The sequence below is a fragment of the Lactobacillus hamsteri DSM 5661 = JCM 6256 genome (genome assembly GCF_000615445.1).
Taxonomy (GTDB): Bacteria; Bacillota; Bacilli; order Lactobacillales; family Lactobacillaceae; genus Lactobacillus; species Lactobacillus hamsteri.
The window spans coordinates 1-20,280 of sequence record NZ_BALY01000007.1; the positions used below are offsets into that span (position 1 = coordinate 1).

Genomic DNA, 20,280 nt, shown 5'->3' on the forward strand with positions numbered 1-20,280 from the left:
ATAGCAGATGGATACAACTTTGCAATACCTTTTTTTGAAAAAAAGTTTAAAAATATATTTTCCAAAAAAGAGTAACAAAAAAGACTCACAAATGTGAGCCTTTATATTCTGGAGCGGAAGACGGGATTCGAACCCGCGACCCCCACCATGGCAAGGTGATGTTCTACCACTGAACTACTTCCGCAGAACAGTTATTATTATAGCAAATGGATACAACTTTGCAATACCTTTTTTAAAAAAATTAAAAATATATTTTCTAAAAAAGAACAACAAAAACGGCTCGCATATGTGAGCCGTTTTATTCTGGAGCGGAAGACGGGATTCGAACCCGCGACCCCCACCATGGCAAGGTGATGTTCTACCACTGAACTACTTCCGCAATACAAAAAGCATTATAACAAAGATCAATTTCTTTGCAAATACTTTTTAAAAAAACATTTAATTACTTAACATCAAAAAAATAATTATCAAAAGTCAAACTTAAGTCTACCTTAATATTGCCATTACCATTTCTGGAATTTTTTGGTACTTTAATTTCACCAACTGTATCTCCGTCTTTGTCTACAAGTTGATAATTTCTGTTTCTCTTACTTGGCTTAAAATTGTTAACCTTCATATGTGCTTTAAAGTCATATTCATTAACTGGTAACTTTCCCTTATGTGAAAGCCATGATCTAATTTTATTCTTTTGTTTTACATCAGACTTAGTTAAAGAAATTCTACTTGAAATAAATCTAGGCTTTCTGCCAATAAAACTTGATTTTGCTACATTTTTTCCTTTAGTCTTTAAAGTTAAATTCTTTAAGAAAATATTTTTAACCTGTTTTACTGAATATGGTGAAGCGGGATCATGGTCATAATCTTTATGTGATAAAATTTTTATTCCATTTTCATCACATTTAACCTTGATAACCCCAAAGCCATATCCGCTATTTTTACCTGCTGGGATATTCACAGTTCCTGTAGTAGCCGCATTAATTTCTGCATTTGTCTTAGGGTTATTAACAGTCGTATAGAAGGTAAGTTTCAAATTTTGATTATTTGGTTTCTTCCAATTGCAGGTATACATTTCATTCCCGATCGTATAAGTCCCATAAGGCATATGATTAAAATCATGATAATGCCTATTGTAAATAACGAAGGTACTTTCGTACCAATCAGCAACTTCTGATTCTTTAAGAATATCGGCTGGAGCATCATTTTTTAACAATCCACGTTGGTTAAACATATCATTTATCAATTTTGAAGATGATTCATGATAATCTTCTTCCTCACCATCAGCCTTAATGTTTTGATTAGTAATAACTCCAACAGCAATTAAACTAAAAAAGAAAACTGAAGCTAAAAAAGCTATCTTTTTAAATTTCATAATTTTACTCCTCCCAATCTCGTTTATTATATCACCATGCTATTTTGCGAAAAATATAGAATTACCTAATTTTCAAAACAAAAAAGACTCTTATCTATTTCACCATAGATAAGAGTCAACTATTATTTAAAAAATATTTTATTACTTATTCTTTTTAGCTAAATCAGCCTTAACTTCTGCATCAACGTCTTCAACCTTTTCAGGACGCATTGTTGGGAACAAAAGCACATCACGGATAGCTGGGGCATCAGTTAAAAGCATTACCAAACGGTCAATACCAATACCCAAACCACCTGTAGGAGGCATACCGAATTCCATTGCACGAAGGTAATCTTCGTCAATCATATCAGCTTCATCGTTACCTGCTTCACGTTCAGCCATTTGTGCTTCAAAACGTGCACGTTGGTCATCTGGATCGTTCAATTCTGAGAAGGCATTACCGTATTCGGTACCCATAATGAAGATTTCGAAACGATCAGTAAATCTTGGGTCATCTGCATTCTTCTTAGCAAGTGGTGAAACTTCTACAGGGTGACCATAAACAAATGTTGGATCAACAATAGTCTTTTCACCAAATTCTTCGAAGAAGGCATTGATAATGTGACCAACTTTCCAGAATGGTTCAACATGAATACCGTGTTCTTCGGCAACCTTCTTAGCTTCATCAAGAGTCATTGGCTTCCAGAAGTCTACGCCAGTCTTTTCCTTGATCAAATCTACCATGTGAACGCGACGGAATGGCTTGCCTAAGTCAATTTCAGTGCCTTGGTAATTTACTTTACCATCATCAGTTACAACCTTAGCTGCAGCCTTAATAATACCTTCTGCTTCATCCATTACATCGTGGAAGTCCCAGTATGCAGCATAAGTTTCAAGTTCAGTAAATTCTGGGTTGTGACGAGTGTCGACACCTTCATTTCTGAAAACACGACCGATTTCGTAAACACGTTCCATACCACCAACAATAAGACGCTTCAATGGAAGTTCCAAAGCAATTCTCATGTAAAGGTTAATATCCAAAGCATTGTGGTGAGTAATAAATGGACGAGCTTCGGCACCACCAGGAATGTTGTGAAGAACTGGAGTTTCAACTTCCAAGAAGTCACGATCATTTAAGTACTTACGAACAGCTTGAATAATTTGTGTACGGTGAACAAAACGCATGTAACTTTCACGGTTAGTGATCAAATCAAGGTAACGTTGACGGTAAATTTGTTCAACATCTTTCAAACCATGATATTTGTCTGGCAATGGACGAAGTGCCTTTGACAAGAATGTTACGTGAAGAGCACGAATGGTTAATTCACCAGTATCGGTCTTCATAACTTCACCATCAATACCTAAAAAGTCACCGATATCGGATTTCTTAAAGATCTTGTAGTTATCTTCACCAACAATATCTTTACGTACGTAAATTTGAATCTTACCAGTACGGTCGTAAAGGTCAGCAAAGCCTACCTTACCCTTACCACGTTTTGCAAGCATACGACCTGCAATCTTGGTCTTAGGCATATCGGCATTTAATTCTTCTTTATCTTCTTTACCATACTTTTCTTCCAAAGTACGAGCTAAATCTTGACGATCAAACTTTCTAGAACCAAATGGTTCAATGCCATTTTCACGTAATTCGTCCATCTTTTGACGACGAACGATCAATTGGTCATTCATTTCATTCTTTGCCAATTTATCTTTCCTCCATTTATTTGTTCACTATAGCACGTCTAGCTTCACGCTGAGCTTGATGTTTTTCATAATCATCTACAAAATTATCAAGCAAATCATATACTTCTTGACGTGTCCATACTTCATTTATTTTAGCACGAGTACGCGCTGAGCGGGGAATACCTTTTAAATAGTAAGCCGCTTGTTGACGAAATTCTGGGACAGCAATCTTTTCGCCCTTTAATTCTACCAAACCATTTAATTGGTGTTTAGCAGTTTCAACTTTTTCACGAACAGTTTGAGGTTTAAGCTTTTCGCCAGTTTCAAGATAATGAACCATGTCTTTTAAAATCCACGGATTCCCTAAAGCTGCACGACCTACCATTACAGCTGTTGAGCCAATTTCATCCAACGCTCTTTTAGCATCTTCAGGAGTTCTAATATCACCATTGGCAACAAAAGGCACATCAAGAACTTGGGCAACATCATGCAAGGTTTCCCAGTCAGCTTCGCCTTGATACATTTGCTTACGAGTTCTACCGTGCATGGCAATCATCGAAGCCCCTGCTTCTTGAGCTGCCAAAGCATTTTCAACAGCAAATATATGCTTACGATCCCAACCAATACGCATTTTAACTGTAACAGGTTTTGAAACATTCTGCACTACTGCATGAACCATTTGATAAATTTTATTAGAATCAAGAAGCCATTTTGAACCAGCATCAGTTTTAGTAACTTTAGGAACTGGACAGCCCATATTGATATCAATAATATCGGCATCAGTATGCTGATCAACGTATTGCGCAGCTTGAAGCAAAGTTTCTTCCGTACCACCAAAAATTTGAATGCTCATTGGGTGTTCACGTGGATCAACTTGCATCATCCGCAAAGTTTTCTTATTACGATAAATAATTCCATGATCAGAGATCATTTCACAAACTACTAATCCTGCACCGAATTCTTTGCAGACCACGCGAAAAGCGGAGTTAGAAACTCCAGCCATTGGTGCTACAACTACTCGATTAGGAATAGTAATGTCACGAATCTTCCAGCTATTCTCCACTCAAATCATCCTTTCAAATACTCCAATATTGTAACAAAAAAGCCTCTAGGGGCAAACCATAGAGACTTATTAAAAGCAAATTTCGGCTTTTTATTAATAATCTTTTTCAGCTTCCTTTTTAGCTAAAATATCTTTTAATTCATCTTCAGTGTAATGATACTTATCACCGCAGAAGCTGCAAGTAAGTTCAGCACCATGATCTTCATTGATCATATCTTCAAGTTGCTGAGTCTTCAATGTTTCCAAGATACCAGCATATTTTTCTTTAGAACAATCACATTTGTAAGCAACATCGTCTTTTTCAAGAATCTTGCAGTCAGTACCTAAAATCTTGCGTGCTAAATCTTCTGGAGTCATTCCTGCTAAAAATGAAGTTGATAATGCTGGTAAAGCCTTAATGCGCTTAATGGTACGATCAATTAATTCATCACTAGCACCAGGAAGAGCTTGAAGCATGAAGCCACCCGCTTCACCAATTGTGTTGTTAGGATTTACAAAAACAGACAAACCAACGGCCGAAGGAATTTGTTCAGACTTGGTTAAATAGTACGCAAAATCTTCCGCAATTTCACCAGAAACGATTGGCACTTCACCAGTGTAAGGTGACTTCAAACCCAAGTCCTTAGTTACTTCAAGCCAGCCTTGACCAACAGCTTTTTTAACATCAATGTGACCATCTTCTTTAGGTGGCAAAGCAATATGGGGATTCTTTACGTAGCCTTTCACTGTCAAATCAGACTTAGCAGTAACAATTGTAGGGCCAACAGGACCGTTGCCAAGAAGACGAACAGTTAATTCTTCTTTATCAGTTAATTCTGCACCTGCCAAAAGCAAGCTTCCAACTAAAGTACGGCCCAAAACTGCTGAAGAAGCTGACCACGTATCATGACGCTTTTGTGCTTCGCCTACTAAATTTTTTGCAGTAACAGTCAATAATCTTAAGTTTTTGGTTTTATCAATAGCTTTTACTAAATAATCATTCATAATTGTTCTCCCTAAAAAAATAGAGCCCGTTACAGGCCCTATTCTTTATTTATCTTCGTTATTATCAGAAGAATTATTTTCTGAAGTTTCAGGTTGATCAGCTTTTTCTTGATCATCTTTGTTATCTTCTTGATCAAGTTTCTTTTCTGATGGAGTATCTAATGCGTTCTTTACTTCTTCAGTTTTTTCCGCATCTTGATCCTTCTTTTCAGCCTTTAAAACTTCTTTCTTTTCGGCTGCGGCCTTAGCTTCTTCGTAAGTTGAAGCCTTAGATTCGCTTGGATATTCTTCATCACTTGCTTCAGGCATCTTACCGGTCTTATATAAAGCCATAATTTGCTTTTCGTTTAAAGTTTCGTACTTAAGCAAGGCTTCCGCAATAAGACGGTGTTTTTCACGATTTTTTTCAACAATTTCAAGAGCCTTAGCGTGTGCTTTATCCAAGATCTTCTTAACAGCTTCGTCAATTTTAGCAGAGGTTGCTTCACTGTAAGGCTTCATGCCATAAGGATTGGTTTCGCCTTCTTTTTCAAGCTCAACCATACCAAGTTCATCAGTCATACCGTAGTTAACAACCATGCTGTGAGCAATTTGAGTTGCTTGTTCAAAGTCATTAGAAGCACCTGTTGACTTATCGCCAATTGTTGCTTCTTCACCAGCACGACCACCCATTAAACCAACAATTTGTTCAAATAATTGATTCTTGGTCAAAATGAATTGATCATCCTTAGGAAGCATGATGTTGTATCCACCGGCACGACCACGAGGAACAATTGTAACCTTACGTACAGTTCTTGAATCGCTTAATACCAATCCACAGATTGAGTGACCAGCTTCGTGGAAAGCAACACGACGTCTTTCTTTTTCAGAAATAAGACGGTCTTTCTTAGCTGGACCAGCAATTACACGGTCTTCAGCTTCATCAATATCTGAAGCAGTAATTTCTGTACCATTGCGACGAGCAGCTACTAAAGCAGCTTCATTCAAAACGTTAGCAAGATCAGCACCAACGAAACCAGGAGTTTGACGAGCAACTTCCTTCAAATCAACATCTGGAGCTAAAGGCTTGTTACGAGCATGAACCTTCAAAATAGCTTCACGACCACGAACGTCAGGACGGCCAACCAAAACCTTACGGTCAAAACGCCCTGGACGAAGCAAGGCTGGATCCAAAACATCAGAACGGTTAGTAGCGGCAATAACGATTACACCTTCATCACCTTCGAAACCATCCATTTCAACCAACAATTGGTTTAATGTTTGTTCACGTTCATCGTTTCCGCCGCCCATGCCATTGCCACGACGACGACCAATAGCATCAATTTCATCGATAAAGATAATACTTGGAGCATTCTTCTTGGCATTGCTAAACAAATCACGTACACGACTTGCACCAACACCGACGAACATTTCCACGAAATCTGAACCAGAAATTGAATAGAATGGTACGTTAGCTTCACCCGCTACAGCACGAGCAAGCAAAGTTTTACCAGTACCAGGAGGGCCTTCGAGAAGAACCCCAGATGGAATTCTTGCACCCAACTTAGTGTATTTTGCAGGATTCTTTAAAAATTCTACAACTTCGACTAATTCTTGTTTTTCTTCTTCTTCACCGGCTACGTCAGAGAAACGGACCTTATTCTTAGAAGGATCTTCTGGTTTAACATGTGAACGGCCGAAGTTCATAATTCCACCTTGTCCACGACCAGCCCCACCTTGATTCATCATCATCCAAAGCATAACGATGAATAAAATGGTTGGCACAAGCATAACAATTGTTGAAATCCAATTGCCTGATTGTGATTCTCCTTGCGTAGTCATTCGAGCATTGCTCTTTTGTGCGAGATTTTGCACATTAGAAACACTAGAATCGTTTTGAAGCATTGTAGTTGAGAAGCGAGTAACTTTACTGCTTGAACTGCCACTAAAGAAGTCAAAACTATTATTTGATTTATTCTGTGTCTTTTGTGCTTGCTTGTAGCTACCTGAAACGCTGTAAACGCCATTTGCAGGTTGAACGCTAAAGTTTTTAACTTTGCCTTGACGCAAGTCCTTCACGAATTGTGAATAGCTAATATTTTCGGTGCTACCAGAATTGTTAGAACCGCCAAGTGCCCAGTTTATACCCCAAAGGAGCAGAAGGAACACTACTATATAGAAAAGGCCATTCGATAACAGCCGATTCCGGTTATTCTTCATATAAAACCTCCGCAAAGTTTCTAAAAGATATACGACTAAAAGTGTAACACAAATACACGTATAGCTCTAATGTTTTAACAGTTCTTACATAAATTTTAATCGATAAAGATAATAATGTATTTTGTTTTTATCCCAAGTTTGGTTTTCATAAGTTTTTTCAATAAAAATCGGCTGTTCTTCTTGTGTAAAGATGCTCAGACAATATTTTCTTAACGGAAGTGGAATACCTGCTTCTGCAAACATTTTCTTTGCCTTAGCATGGTGACCATTTTTCAAAAGAAGTTTACTCCCAGCAGGCAAAGTGCCTGCTTTAAACTCCTTTTCTGAAGACCAAAAATCACCTAATTTTTCATTATTCAAATCAGGATTTTTTGACAAAATTATTTTTTGACCATAAAAATCAAAAGGAATGTCCAATTTAATATCTTTAATTTTTTCTCCTGATAAATTATCAACATCCTTATTACGCCACAAATACCAATAGCTTTGATAATTCATCAAAGTAAATTGCTTAAACTCATTTCCTACACGGCGATGCCATTTTTTCCAAATAAAGCTTTGCCAAAAATATGCTTGTTCACTTTTACTTAAATTATTTAATTTTTCTAATCTGATTCGATAAAATTTACCCAAAATTTGTTCCGGCATCCCTACCTGCTCAATTTTTTGATCGGATAAATCAACCAATATATCTAAATTTTCACTAAAACGAAGCGCATTATGCACCAGATTAGGATTTTCTTCTTTTAAAAGCGGAACCACGTGATGGCGAAGACGATTACGCATTGTTTCATCTTCATTATTCGTTTCATCTTCAATGAAATCCAAGCCATGAATCCGATCATATTCTAAAAGCTCTTGCTTAGAAAAACTTAGTAACGGCCGCAAAAGCGGAATTCCTTCTCTCTCACCAATAGCCTTCAAACTATTCATTTCATTAGGATTTCCCGAACGAATAAATTTGAGCAAAATATTTTCTAACAGATCATCCCCATGATGGGCCGTAAGCAAATAATCAGCCTGAAATTTATGCACAGTTTTCACTAAAAAATCATACCGCGCTTCACGTGCGGCCGCCTCAACACCAGATGTCAAATTCTCTTCCCGCATCCAAATACCATTTTCAAAAGGCAAATCACGTTTCAGGCAATATTTTTTAAGCAAGTTAGTTTCTTCGCCACTATCCTTACGCAATTTATGATCAAAATGTGCAACTATAATTTCAAAATCATACTCATGCTTTAATTTATAAAGCATGTCAACCAAAGCTACAGAATCTGGCCCACCACTTGTTGCTATTACTAATCTTTTGCCAGCTAACGGCAAATGATTTTTATCAAAAAACTCAATAACCTTATTCATTTTTATCCACAAAAAAATGACCCTTTCGGGTCACCCATTAATTATCAACTAATACTTTCTTTAACTTTTCAATTTCATCTTTGGCATCTTTAGAAGTCTTATTCAATACTTCAGTAAAATCCTTTTCCGTCACTTTAGAAAAGCGATTATCCGGATCCACCAAATCAGGATCATTAACTCGGCTCAAAGAAAGTCCTAATTTTCCCTTATAAGTATGAATAACAACTACTCTCATTTCATCGCCAAGCTTATAACGATTCTTCTCACGTAGCCAATTATTGCCAAAATCACTATGATGAATTAATCCAGAACGATGTCCTGGTAAAGTTAAGAAAATACCCAAATCAGTAATATTATTGATCACACCGTTTACACGATTGCCAACTTTATATTTCATTAATTTTTCTTTCCTTCAGGTACACTATAAATTTTTTCATTTGGCTTTGAATAGTAAAATTTATAACGTACTAACTTTGCAATATAATTTGGATCCTTCAAGTCATCACGCTGATTAGTCAACTTATCATTTTCTTTTTTCTTTTCAGTTAAAGTTGACTTAGAAGCTTGGACCTCATCATTAATTCGATGAGTTTGAGAAATCTTACCTGCAATTTGAACTCCTAATATTATGAACAAAACTGCAAAAATACCCATAATAGTCTGCCGACGTTTACGGTGGATTTCTTTCTCCATTCTAGCTTGTTTTTTTATTAGCCGAGCCTCACGTTCTTGTGGACTCTCCGCATTATAAAGTCGTGGTCCGTTATTCATTTTTTATCCCCTATTGCTGAAAAAATACTGTTTTCATTATAACAGCGCCACAATTAAAAGTCATTGGCTTAATCAATTAGTTCATATAAATCGCTAGCTTCTGCTTTTTTAGTAGTTTCACGAATATCTAAAACTTTAGCCTTAACTTGACGCGTGCCGTAACCAACTTCAATAATATCACCAAGTTTTACATCATAACTTGATTTAACAACACGGCCATTTACTTTAATACGACCTTGATCTGCCATTTCTTTGGCTACGGTTCTTCTTTTAACTAAACGGGAAACTTTTAAAAATTTATCAATTCTCATTTTATTACCTCATAAATTATCTCTGCACAATATCACTTGCTGTCTCTAAGAAAGTTGCCAATTCATTAAAAAGCATGCGATTATTCATTTTATCTGGAAGCTGCAACAAAACAACTAGGTGCTTTTCAGGTGTCATATTAATTCGTGCCTTCAAGCTAACATGCTCTAATGCTCTAAAAATATTTGGCCCTTCCAATTCATGAGAAGCATTCGGTGCAAACTCCACTTTAACCTGATCTTTTTTGGTTTTAATTACATTTAACACTTCTGCCAAGTCAGCATCAACTTTAAGGCCTGCAATTGCCAATAAATTTTCTACGGCTACTGGATAATCACCAAAACGATCAATCAATTCATCTTCAATTTTATCAAGTTCGTCTTGACTATTAACGACTTTAATCTTCTTGTAAAATTCAATTTTTTCTTCCTGATCAGCAATATATTCGCTAGGAATATATGCTTCTAAGCCAAGATCAATTTCCGCATTGGATTTCTTGATTTTCTTTTTATTTTTACGAGCTTTAATAGCATCGCTAAGCATTTGTGAATAAAGATCATATCCAACACTATCGATAAAGCCATGTTGCTGTGAGCCAAGCATATTTCCGGCACCACGAATTGATAAATCGCGCATGGCAATCTTAAATCCCGATCCTAATTCAGTAAAGTCGCGAATTGCATCCAAACGTTTTTCACCAACTTCAGTCAAAACTTTATTTGGCTGGTAAAGGAAATATGCATACGCTAAACGCGCACTACGCCCAATCCGACCACGAAGTTGATAAAGCTGGCTTAAGCCATAATGATCAGCATCTTCAATAATCATTGTGTTAACGTTAGGCATATCAATTCCTGTTTCAATGATCGTTGTTGTGACCAAAATATCAAATTCTTTATTTAAGAAACGATATAAAATATCTTCCAATTGATTTTGACTCATTCGACCATGTACACTAGCAATTCGAGCTGTTGGCAAAAGCTTTTGCAACCTTTGAACCACTTCATCGATATCGCCAATCCGATTATGAAGATAAAAGACTTGCCCACCACGTTGCATTTCACGCAAACAAGCATCCTTAACAACGCTAGGAATCTGTTCCATGACATAAGTCTGAATAGGATAACGGTTTTGAGGTGGAGTTTCCATAACAGATAAATCACGCACTCCAACCATGGACATATGAAGCGTCCGCGGAATTGGGGTCGCTGTCAAAGTCAAAACATCAATATTTGCTTTTAGTTGCTTTAATTTTTCTTTATGTTTTACACCAAAACGTTGCTCTTCATCAACTATTAATAAGCCCAAGTTCTTAAAATGAACATCTTTAGACAAAATTCTATGTGTTCCTACTACAATGTCAATCTTGCCTTCTTCAAGTTCTTCCAAAATTTCCTTGGTTTCAGCTGGCGTTTGAAAACGTGATAGCATCGCTGAATTAACAGGGAAATCTTTAAAACGATCCTGAATGGTTTGGAAGTGTTGCTGGGCTAAAATTGTTGTCGGTACAAGAAATGCAACTTGCTTATTGTCTTGAACCGCCTTAAAAGCAGCTCGCATGGCCACTTCAGTTTTACCAAAACCAACATCCCCAACAACCAATCGATCCATTGGCTTCGGTTTTTCCATATCTTCTTTAATTTCCTTAGTTGAACGAAGCTGGTCAGGAGTTTCCACATATGGAAAAGCGTCTTCAAATTTCTTTTGCAATTCATCATCAGGTGAGAAAGCAAAACCTTTTTCTGATTCACGCTTGGCATAAAGTTCAATCAAATCATCGGCAATATCTTCAACCTTAGATTGAACCTTTCGCTTGGTTTTCGCCCATTCACTGCCACCTAACTTGTTAATATGCGGTGTTTTTCCTTCTGATCCTACATATTTTTGCACTAAGCTAAGCTGATCAGCTGGCACAAATAATTGATCGCCCTTTTGATAAGTAATAGTGATATAGTCGCGCTTAACACCATTATTTTCGAGCGTCTTAATTCCCTCAAAGCGTCCGATACCGTGGTTAACGTGAACTACGAAATCCCCCGGTTTAAGTTCAGTGTAATTCCGCAAACGTTGGGCATTTTCTAAAGTTTTGATGCGCTTTTTACGTTGTGGTCGTTTATTGAACAATTCCCGTTCGGTCAAATAAACTAAATCAACTTCTGGCAAGCTAAAGCCACTAACATAGCCATCAACCGTAATTTGCGTTCTACCTTCTAGCAATTCATCATTTTTTACAATTGGCACATTTAAATCAAAATCAAGCATTGTTTGAGCTATTTGGTCGGCCCTTTTTTCATTGTCAGCCTGCAAAATAACGGTTTGCTTTTTCTTTTGATATGATTCAATTTCTGTCTTAATTAACGGTATTTGACTGAAGAATTGTTCTGGTTCACGCGTAGTCCAATTTAAAATTTGACCTAAACGAATTCGGCCCATGCTTCTTTGAAAAAGCGAGAAATAAATTCTATTGTGCTTGTCCCTCGACAAAACTTGGTTAAAAGCAAAACGCAATTTCTGTCCTGGAAGCATTGCCCCTGTTTTTAATTCATCACTTATGAAATCTTCGTTTTGCTTATCAACATTATCTACAGCTTGCTTAATTAATGGCATATCATCTAAAAATACCAAGCCATTTTTTGCCAAATAATCGAGCAAATTGCCAGGTTTTGCAAGCAAATAATCAATCAAAAAAGCATAATTACGTGGCAAGCCGCCATCATTCAAAAGATCTAAAGTTTCAGTAAAATGATCCTTCACATCTTTATCAGCAGCGGGTGCATCAGCCATATCCTTTTTGATTTTTTCTGCAGCTTTTGCAATTTGCTCACTAGAAAAAATTCTATCTAAGGCAGAAGAAATAGTTAATTTATCGATTTCTTTTTGACTGCGCTGACTAGATAAATCGAATTCCTTAATCGTGTCGATTTCATCGCCAAAGAATTCCATTCTTACTGGATTTTCACGATCCAAAGGATAAATGTCCAAAATATCCCCACGAATTGCAAATTCACCCGGACGAGCAACTAAAGCTTCCTTATGATAACCAGAATTTATTAGCCATGAATTTAAATCATTTAATTCATACTCTTTTTCTGGTGCGAAATCCAACTTGGCATTTGCAAATTCACTCACTTGCGAAAGTTTATATTGCAATCCCTGTGGTGTTGTTACAACAATTCCGGCTTTACCTGAAAGCAAAAAATTCAAACTTTGAATTCGGCTGCTCAATTGATCTGGCGACGCTACTGCTGTTTGAGTTGCAATCGTCGCATCCACTGGAAAGCTTTGCACTGTATCATCTGGCATAATACTGCTAAGCTCGCCGTAAAGATTTTGAGCCTTATTTTCATTTTCTTCAACCAAAATAAGTGGCACGTCCGCTTCTTCAACAATTTGTTTTAAAAGCAGACTAAAAGCACCGGCATTGGCGCCAGTGACTAATGAGTTTTTTACTTTTTTGGTTTTTGCTATAAATTTACTTAATTCTTGATCTTTATTTAAAAAATCTGTTAAACGCATTTTAATTGTATTTATTCATCAAATACTGACTATCTTTTCCACTGATAAAGTCATCAATAATATCAGCGCTTGTCGCAAATGCATCATCCATTAACTTTTGTTGTTCATTATTAAATGGTGTTAAAACCCAAGATACAACTGAAGTTTTTTGCGGATGACGAATACCAATCTTTAAACGATTGAATTTTTCTGTACCTAAATCACGAATGATGCTTTTAATTCCATTATGACCACCAGATTTACCATTAGCGCGAATTCTAATTTTTCCAATTGGCATATCCATATCATCTTGGATAATCAAAACATCTGAAGGATCAACTTTAAAGAAATTTGCAACTTGCGCAACGCTTCGACCTGATTCATTCATGAAAGTTTGTGGTTCAAGCAAAATTACATCTTCACCATTAATTTTTTGCTTGGTCCATAAGCCTTCAAATTTATCTTTATCTAAACTTAAATTATTCTTTTCCAAGTAATGATCCATCGCCATAAAACCTGTATTATGCTTAGTGCGATCATACTTTTTACCTGGGTTGCCTAATCCTGCAATTATCTTCATTTTATTACTCCTCATTCATAATCCCATTAATGATAGCACAAGTTACAGCAAATTCATGATATAATGCTATTGTTAAAATTATCACTAATATAAGGAGATATTATTTATGGCAAGAGAAGAAAGACCTCATAAGGTTATTTTAGTTGGTGACGGTGCCGTAGGTTCAACCTTCGCATTCTCATTAGTTCAACAAGGTATCGCTCAAGAAGTTGGTATCGTTGACGTTGTTAAGGAAAAGACTGCTGGTGACGCTATCGACTTGGCAGATGCTACTCCTTGGACAGCACCAAAGCACATTTACTCAACTGATTACTCAGACGCTAAGGATGCTGACGTTGTAGTTATTACTGCTGGTGCTCCACAAAAGCCAGGTGAAACTCGTCTTGACCTTGTTAACAAGAACTTGAAGATTTTATCATCAATCGTTGAACCAATCGTTGAATCAGGCTTCGACGGTATCTTCGTAGTTGTTGCTAACCCTGTAGATATCTTGACTCACGCAACTTGGAGAATGTCAGGTTTCCCTAAGGATCGTGTTATCGGTTCAGGTACTTCACTTGATACTGGCCGTCTTCAAAAAGTTATCGGTGAAATGGAAAATGTTGACCCACGTTCAGTTAACGCATACATGCTTGGTGAACACGGTGATACTGAATTCCCAGTTTGGAGCTACAACAATGTTGGTGGCGTAAAGGTTGCTGACTGGGTAAAGGCTCACGGTATGGGCGAAGAAAAGCTTGAAGAAATCCACAAGGAAGTTGCTAACATGGCTTACGATATCATCAACAAGAAGGGTGCAACTTTCTACGGTATCGGTACTGCTTCTGCATTCATCGTTAAGGCTATTCTTAACAACGAACACAGAGTTCTTCCACTTTCAGTTCCAATGGATGGTCAATACGGTTTGCACGACCTTCACATCGGTACTCCAGCTGTTATCGGCCGTAAGGGTCTTGAACAAATTATTGAAATGCCACTTAGCGACCACGAACAAGAATTGATGACTGCTTCTGCAGATCAATTGAAGAAGGTTATGGACAAGGCCTTCAAGGAAACTGGCGTTAAGGTTCGTCAATAATTAACTAATAATTAATTCATAAAAAAGCATCTTCTTTTAAGAAGGTGCTTTTTTCTTATGTCATCAATGATAGAATAATAATGTCAAAATTAGTGACTATTTAATTATTATTTAATTATAGTTTTATGTATGCTATAATTGTTTAAATATTTTTCATACGATGGAGGCAGCCTAATGCTTATCAAATCTTTGGTTCTTAAAAAAGATTACCTAACTACAGTAAATGAAAAAGCTACTTTGGAAGAAGCTTTAAAGATACTTGAAGAATCAGGTTTCAGATGTGTTCCTATCCTAGACGATACTGGAACAATTTTCCGCGGTAACATTTACAAGATGCACATTTACCGTCATAAGTCACAAGGCGGAGATATGAATCTTCCTGTAACTTACTTGCTTAAAAACGCTACTAAAACTATTAAAGTTAATTCTCCTTTCTTTAAAGTCTTCTTCAACCTTAAAGACTTGCCATATATTTCTGTTCTTGACGAAGATAACAAGTTTTACGGTATTTTAACTCACGCTAGCTTGCTTAGAATGTTGTCAGATGCTTGGAATGTTAAACATGGTTCATACGTTTTAACTGTATTGTCAGACAACAGCCGTGGTAATCTTGTTAAAATGTCCAAAATCATTTCTAAGTACTCAAATATGACAAGTGTCATGACTTTGGATGCCGCTTCTGGTGAACTTGGCGGCAACTTTGTTCGTAGAACTTTATTTACTTTGCCAGCTGGTGTTTCTGACACAACTATGAAGACAATTGTGGATAAACTTCAAAAGAAGGGCTATGTAGTAGCCGAAATTGAAGATTTACAAGCTGGATTAACAATTATGAGTGATGAAAATCCAGGCGTCTTTATCGACAATCCTCAAGAATAATTGAATCAATAAAAAATAGCATTGAGCTAAAAACTCAATGCTATTTTTATGACCAAAATTTTTATTTTTTAGTTTTCGTAATATTCTCTTGGCAAACGATCACTAAGAAGACAAGCAACTTCATAGTGAATTGTATCCACATAATCAGCAGCTGCCTTAATATTGTTTGGATCATTAGGATTATCAGAAATCAAAACAACTTTAGTTCCCATTGGCATCTTTTCAGGCATTTCTACCATAAATTGGTCCATGCAAACACGGCCAACAATTGGACAATATTTATCGCCAACTTTTACCTTAAAACCGCTGAATTTGCGAATCCAACCATCGGCATAGCTACTGGGACAGTCCCAATGATAGTGTCTTTATCAGCAACAAAAGTTGAACCATAGCCAACACCATCACCCTTGTGAATAGTTTTAACATGGGTCAATTCACTAACAAATGACAAAGCTGGTTTCAATTCAATATCAGCCTTTAAATCAGGGCTATTTGGATTAGAAGATGGATTAAGGCCATAAATTCCAATTCCAAAACGAACAATATCACTATGGATATCTTTATCAAAAATACTTGCGGCAGTGTTATCTACATGAATCCACTTAGGATGAACAGTTAACAAACTCTTCATGTGTCTAAACTTTTCCACTTGATGCTTAAAGTAAGTATCATCCGCACTATCGGCAGAAGCAAAGTGCGCAAACATTCCTTCTACAAAGAACGAATCATTATTTTCCAAGAATTTATTAGCAGCAACAAATTCATCATCTTCGTTGAAACCAATTCTGCCCATTCCTGAATCGATACCCAAATGAATCTTTAATTGCAAATCTTCTTTTTGCAAATACTTTTCAGCTTCTTTAAGCCATTCTAAATTAGGAACAGTTAAAGAAACATCATTAGCTGCAGCAAGTGGCGCATATTCTGGAGAAACAACGCCTAAAACCAAAATTGGCTTAACGATATCTGCATTTCTAAGTTCCAATGCTTCATCTAAGATAGCTACACAAAAACCATCTGCTCCTGCTTTTAAAGCAGTTTTAGCTACTTGAACTGCACCATGACCATAACCATTTGCCTTAACTACGGCAAATAATTTTTGTCCTGGATTTAAATGCTTTTTTTCATTTTCAATGTTTTGTTTAATTGCGCCCAAATTTACACGTACAGTTGCTGGACGGTGAATACCTGTGATCATTCTGGATCCTCCAAAACTACAAAAGTAATAATTTCATGGTTATCATGTGTGATGCTTGAAAAAATATTTCCTGAATATTTGGTGGAGGTTGTGACTGGATGACCTAAGTCATCCCACAAAGTTTCCACATCCTGAAAGCCAATATACTTTCCAAGGCCAGTCCCCATTGCCTTAGAGAAAGATTCTTTTAATGAAAACCTTCCTCCTAAATATTCAACTTTGCGTTTCCCCTTCATTTTTTCATACTGGGCAAACTCATTAGGCGTTAAAACCTTTTTTGCAAAACTATCCCCTCGTTGAACAATCTCTTTAACGCGTTCAACTTCTACAGAATCAATTCCTACGCCTTTGATCATTTCTTTTACCTCACACAAGAAAATATTATAGTACAAAAAATGAGTTGCAAAATTACAACTCATTAATTAGTAAAAAATCTTAATCTTTTTTCTTAATTACGAAATCATGATTGCTTCCGCGTTTTTCGCCACGATTGCGACGACCATGATTGCCACCATGACGGTGATTATCATTTCCGCGACGATGATTATTGTAATTGCCACGTCTTCTGCCATGACCGCGGCCACCACGACCATGATGACGACCATTCCCCTTATATGGCAATGGTTTTTCTGGAGTAATTTTAACCTTGACGTCAGTTGAATCTTTAGAAAGATTCTTCAAAAAGGCAGCAACTAAGTCCAAAGCGCTGTAGTTTTCAAGAAGTTCATTAGCTTCATCTTCGTACTTGCTCAAATCTGCCTTAAGCAAATCTTCGATTTGTGATTCGGCTTGTTTAAGCTGTCCACGTAAGGCTTGATCATCTGTTGGCGGACGAAGTGGAGTCATTTTCTTCTTGGTTAATTGTTCAATGGTTCTCATGTAGCCAATTTCGTTTGGTGTAACAAAAGTAACTGAAATACCATTTTTACCAGCACGGCCAGTACGACCAATACGGTGAACATAAGAGTCTGGATCTTGAGGAATATCGTAATTATAAACGTGAGTAACACCAGAAATATCCAAACCACGAGCTGCTACATCAGTTGCAACCAAGATATCAAGTTTACCAGCACGGAAACGTTTCAAAACGCTCATTCTACGTGCTTGTGACAAATCACCATGAATTCCGGCAGCATTATATCCACGTGCTTGAAGACCACGTGTAAGTTCATCTACACGGCGTTTAGTACGACCAAAAACAAGAGCCAAATCTGGGCCTTGAACATCGATCAAACGGCACATGATATCAAATTTTTCTGATTCTTTTGCACGAACGAAATATTGCTCAATTAAGTCGGCAGTTAATTCTTTAGCCTTAATCTTAACGATTTCTGGATTGTGCATGAACTTTTCACCAATATGCAAAATTGGCTTAGGCATTGTAGCACTAAAGAGAAGAACTTGATTACGGTTTTTAGCGTAGCTAAGAATGCTTTCAATATCTTGAATAAAGCCCATATCAAGCATTTCATCGGCTTCATCCAAAACTACTGTATTAACATTTTCTAAATCGATAGTTTTACGCTTCAAGTGATCAAGAAGTCGACCTGGCGTACCAACTAAAATAGCTGGAACATGGTGCTTTAATGATTTAATTTGACGGCCAATGTCTGCACCACCATAAACTACTTGTACGCGAGCCTTTTCATCCCTACCTAAACGGAAAAGTTCTTCTTGAGTTTGAATAGCTAATTCACGCGTTGGTTCGATAATTACAGCTTGAATAGCTTTTTCTTTTTTATCTAAATTTTGCAAAATTGGCAAACCAAAAGCAGCAGTCTTACCTGTCCCTGTTTGAGCTTGGCCAATTACATCTTTGCCTTCCAAAGCAAGTGGAATTGTTTCTGCTTGAATAGGCGTTGCTTCTTCAAATCCTGATCTCTTAATTGCCTTAAGCAGTGCGTCATTTAATCCTAATTCCGAAAATTTCACTAAATTTTACTCCTATCTGAGTCGGTCTACGACCTTTTCAAGATGCATGCCGTGTGATCCCTTAAATACGACAATATCATCTGGCTTAATATCATTCTTCAAATCGTTAATCATATGATCCATTTGATCTTGTGGGTAGTAATGAAGGCTATTTTCATTATACTTATCTTGCAAAGCATCATATAAATGCTTCATTTCGCCACCAAATAAGTAAACTTCGTTAATCACTTGAGGATCAAGGCAATCATGTAAGCTTCATGGAGAGCAGCAGATTTTTCACCCAATTCAAGCATATCGCCAAGAACAGCAATTCTGCGTCCGCCTTGTACCATTTCAATTTGACCAAAACTAGTAATAACCGCACGAACAGCAGTTGGATTAGAGTTATAAACATCGCTCATAATATCTTCACCAACATCGCCTTTTTCCCATTCCATACGATTTGCAGTAGGGGTGAAGTTAGAAAGTGAGGCTGCAATTTCTTCATCGCTTTCGCCAAAGTGACGACCAACACTAAGTGCTGCCATAGCGTTAGACACGTTATGCTTACCGATCATTGGAATTGAGAATTTTTGTTCTGAATTATTTACTGTAAAAGTAGCATGATGCTTGTAACTTCTAAAGCTTGTAGCGTAAACAGTATCATTATCCTTGAAACCAAAAGTTGCTTTAGCTTGAGAAATATTCTTAGCTCTTTCAGCTAAAAGAGGTTCATCACCGTTGTAAATAAATTCACCGTCTTCACGCAAGAAGTCAGTGATTTCCATCTTAGCATCAGCAATCTTATCACGAGTACCAAAGAATTCAATGTGAGCTTCACCAATCATCGTGATTACTGTTACATCAGGGTGAGTCAATTCACTCAAATGATGCAATTGACCTGGACGGTCCATTCCCATTTCCAAAACCAAAATTTCAGTATTTGGCTTCATTTCCAAAATAGTCATTGGCACGCCAATTTCATTGTTAAAGTTGGCTTGTGTCTTATGAACATTAAAACGCTTTGACAAAACTGCAGCTACCATATCTTTAGTAGTTGTCTTGCCGTTTGAACCCGTAATTCCCACAACAGTTGGGTTAACTTTACGTAAATAATAGCGTGCTAAATCTTGCATAGCAGCGAGGGGATCATCAACTTCTAAAACCGCAAGTTTACTTGGCTTATTTGGATGACCCTTCTTCCATAAAGTGGCTGAAGCACCATTATCAATCGCACTTTCGATGAAATCGTGCCCGTCTCTTTCGCCAGCTATTGGCACAAAAAGTCCACCATCTGTGATCTTTCTAGAATCGAAGGCAACAGATGTAATTTCAGTCTTATCATTACCTTCACATGTCGTACCTAAAGCTTTGGCAATTTCAGCCAGTTGCATCTTCATTTATTCTTGCTCCCATAAAA

General features: G+C 37.0%; 15 protein-coding genes, 2 tRNA genes and 2 pseudogenes. 2 read left to right on the forward strand and 17 right to left on the reverse strand.

Features of this window, described 5'->3' with window-relative positions; all coding sequences use genetic code 11:
• Positions 1 to 109: 109 nt before the first annotated feature.
• The 13 genes from JCM6256_RS02905 to pth all read right to left on the reverse strand — a co-directional run bounded on the left by JCM6256_RS02905 (position 110) and on the right by pth (position 13,794).
• A tRNA-Gly gene (locus tag JCM6256_RS02905) sits at positions 110 to 184 on the reverse strand.
• A 120-nt stretch (positions 185 to 304) separates the two neighbouring features.
• A tRNA-Gly gene (locus JCM6256_RS02910) sits at positions 305 to 379 on the reverse strand.
• A 63-nt stretch (positions 380 to 442) separates the two neighbouring features.
• Positions 443 to 1,369 carry a hypothetical protein gene (locus tag JCM6256_RS02915; RefSeq protein WP_025080324.1) on the reverse strand — a complete coding sequence of 309 codons (927 nt, stop codon included), beginning with the start codon at positions 1,367 to 1,369 and terminating at the stop codon, positions 443 to 445.
• Positions 1,370 to 1,510: 141 nt separating this feature from the next.
• Positions 1,511 to 3,052 carry a lysine--tRNA ligase gene (gene lysS, locus JCM6256_RS02920; RefSeq protein WP_025080325.1) on the reverse strand — a complete coding sequence of 514 codons (1,542 nt, stop codon included), beginning with the start codon at positions 3,050 to 3,052 and terminating at the stop codon, positions 1,511 to 1,513.
• A gap of 16 nt (positions 3,053 to 3,068) precedes the next feature.
• The gene (gene dusB, locus JCM6256_RS02925) at positions 3,069 to 4,094 is read right to left on the reverse strand and encodes a tRNA dihydrouridine synthase DusB (RefSeq protein WP_025080326.1); all 1,026 of its coding nucleotides are present in this window, start codon (positions 4,092 to 4,094) and stop codon (positions 3,069 to 3,071) included.
• 93 nt (positions 4,095 to 4,187) lie between these two features.
• On the reverse strand, positions 4,188 to 5,078 hold the full coding sequence (gene hslO / locus JCM6256_RS02930) for an Hsp33 family molecular chaperone HslO (RefSeq protein ID WP_025080327.1): 891 nt from the start codon (positions 5,076 to 5,078) through the stop codon (positions 4,188 to 4,190).
• A 45-nt stretch (positions 5,079 to 5,123) separates the two neighbouring features.
• Positions 5,124 to 7,277 (reverse strand): ATP-dependent zinc metalloprotease FtsH, encoded by a 2,154-nt coding sequence (gene ftsH / locus JCM6256_RS02935; RefSeq protein ID WP_025080328.1) that lies wholly within the window; start codon positions 7,275 to 7,277, stop codon positions 5,124 to 5,126.
• 84 nt (positions 7,278 to 7,361) lie between these two features.
• Positions 7,362 to 8,639 (reverse strand): tRNA lysidine(34) synthetase TilS, encoded by a 1,278-nt coding sequence (gene tilS / locus JCM6256_RS02940; protein ID WP_025080329.1) that lies wholly within the window; start codon positions 8,637 to 8,639, stop codon positions 7,362 to 7,364.
• A 37-nt stretch (positions 8,640 to 8,676) separates the two neighbouring features.
• Positions 8,677 to 9,036: a S1 RNA-binding domain-containing protein gene (locus tag JCM6256_RS02945; RefSeq protein WP_025080330.1), complete on the reverse strand. Its 360-nt coding sequence runs from the start codon at positions 9,034 to 9,036 to the stop codon at positions 8,677 to 8,679.
• Positions 9,036 to 9,410 carry an FtsB family cell division protein gene (locus JCM6256_RS02950; protein ID WP_025080331.1) on the reverse strand — a complete coding sequence of 125 codons (375 nt, stop codon included), beginning with the start codon at positions 9,408 to 9,410 and terminating at the stop codon, positions 9,036 to 9,038. Before JCM6256_RS02950 ends, JCM6256_RS02945 begins: the two co-directional genes overlap by 1 nt.
• A gap of 68 nt (positions 9,411 to 9,478) precedes the next feature.
• Positions 9,479 to 9,721: an RNA-binding S4 domain-containing protein gene (locus tag JCM6256_RS02955; RefSeq protein WP_025080332.1), complete on the reverse strand. Its 243-nt coding sequence runs from the start codon at positions 9,719 to 9,721 to the stop codon at positions 9,479 to 9,481.
• A gap of 16 nt (positions 9,722 to 9,737) precedes the next feature.
• A complete protein-coding gene (mfd, locus tag JCM6256_RS02960; RefSeq protein WP_025080333.1) occupies positions 9,738 to 13,235 on the reverse strand; it encodes a transcription-repair coupling factor in 3,498 nt (1,165 codons plus the stop codon).
• A 1-nt stretch (position 13,236) separates the two neighbouring features.
• Positions 13,237 to 13,794 (reverse strand): aminoacyl-tRNA hydrolase, encoded by a 558-nt coding sequence (gene pth / locus JCM6256_RS02965; RefSeq protein ID WP_025080334.1) that lies wholly within the window; start codon positions 13,792 to 13,794, stop codon positions 13,237 to 13,239.
• Positions 13,795 to 13,900: 106 nt separating this feature from the next.
• Between pth and JCM6256_RS02970 the strand changes: the two genes are divergently transcribed.
• Together JCM6256_RS02970 and cbpA are read left to right on the forward strand one after the other, a co-directional pair.
• On the forward strand, positions 13,901 to 14,872 hold the full coding sequence (locus tag JCM6256_RS02970) for an L-lactate dehydrogenase (protein ID WP_025080335.1): 972 nt from the start codon (positions 13,901 to 13,903) through the stop codon (positions 14,870 to 14,872).
• Positions 14,873 to 15,046: 174 nt separating this feature from the next.
• Positions 15,047 to 15,751, forward strand: coding sequence for a cyclic di-AMP binding protein CbpA (gene cbpA / locus JCM6256_RS02975; RefSeq protein WP_025080336.1), 705 nt, complete (start codon positions 15,047 to 15,049; stop codon positions 15,749 to 15,751).
• 68 nt (positions 15,752 to 15,819) lie between these two features.
• On the opposite strand, the pseudogene alr reads toward cbpA, so the two are convergent.
• From alr to JCM6256_RS09540, 4 genes and pseudogenes are all read right to left on the reverse strand, one after another.
• Positions 15,820 to 16,949, reverse strand: a pseudogene (gene alr, locus JCM6256_RS09535) (alanine racemase).
• Positions 16,946 to 17,305, reverse strand: a complete 360-nt coding sequence (acpS, locus tag JCM6256_RS02985) for a holo-ACP synthase (RefSeq protein WP_025080337.1) — start codon at positions 17,303 to 17,305, stop codon at positions 16,946 to 16,948. Before acpS ends, alr begins: the two are co-directional and overlap by 4 nt.
• A 79-nt stretch (positions 17,306 to 17,384) precedes the next feature.
• On the reverse strand, positions 17,385 to 18,881 hold the full coding sequence (gene cshA / locus JCM6256_RS02990; RefSeq protein WP_025080338.1) for a degradosome RNA helicase CshA: 1,497 nt from the start codon (positions 18,879 to 18,881) through the stop codon (positions 17,385 to 17,387).
• Positions 18,882 to 18,893: 12 nt separating this feature from the next.
• Positions 18,894 to 20,260 (reverse strand): annotated as a pseudogene (locus JCM6256_RS09540) (UDP-N-acetylmuramoyl-tripeptide--D-alanyl-D-alanine ligase).
• Positions 20,261 to 20,280: the final 20 nt, after the last annotated feature.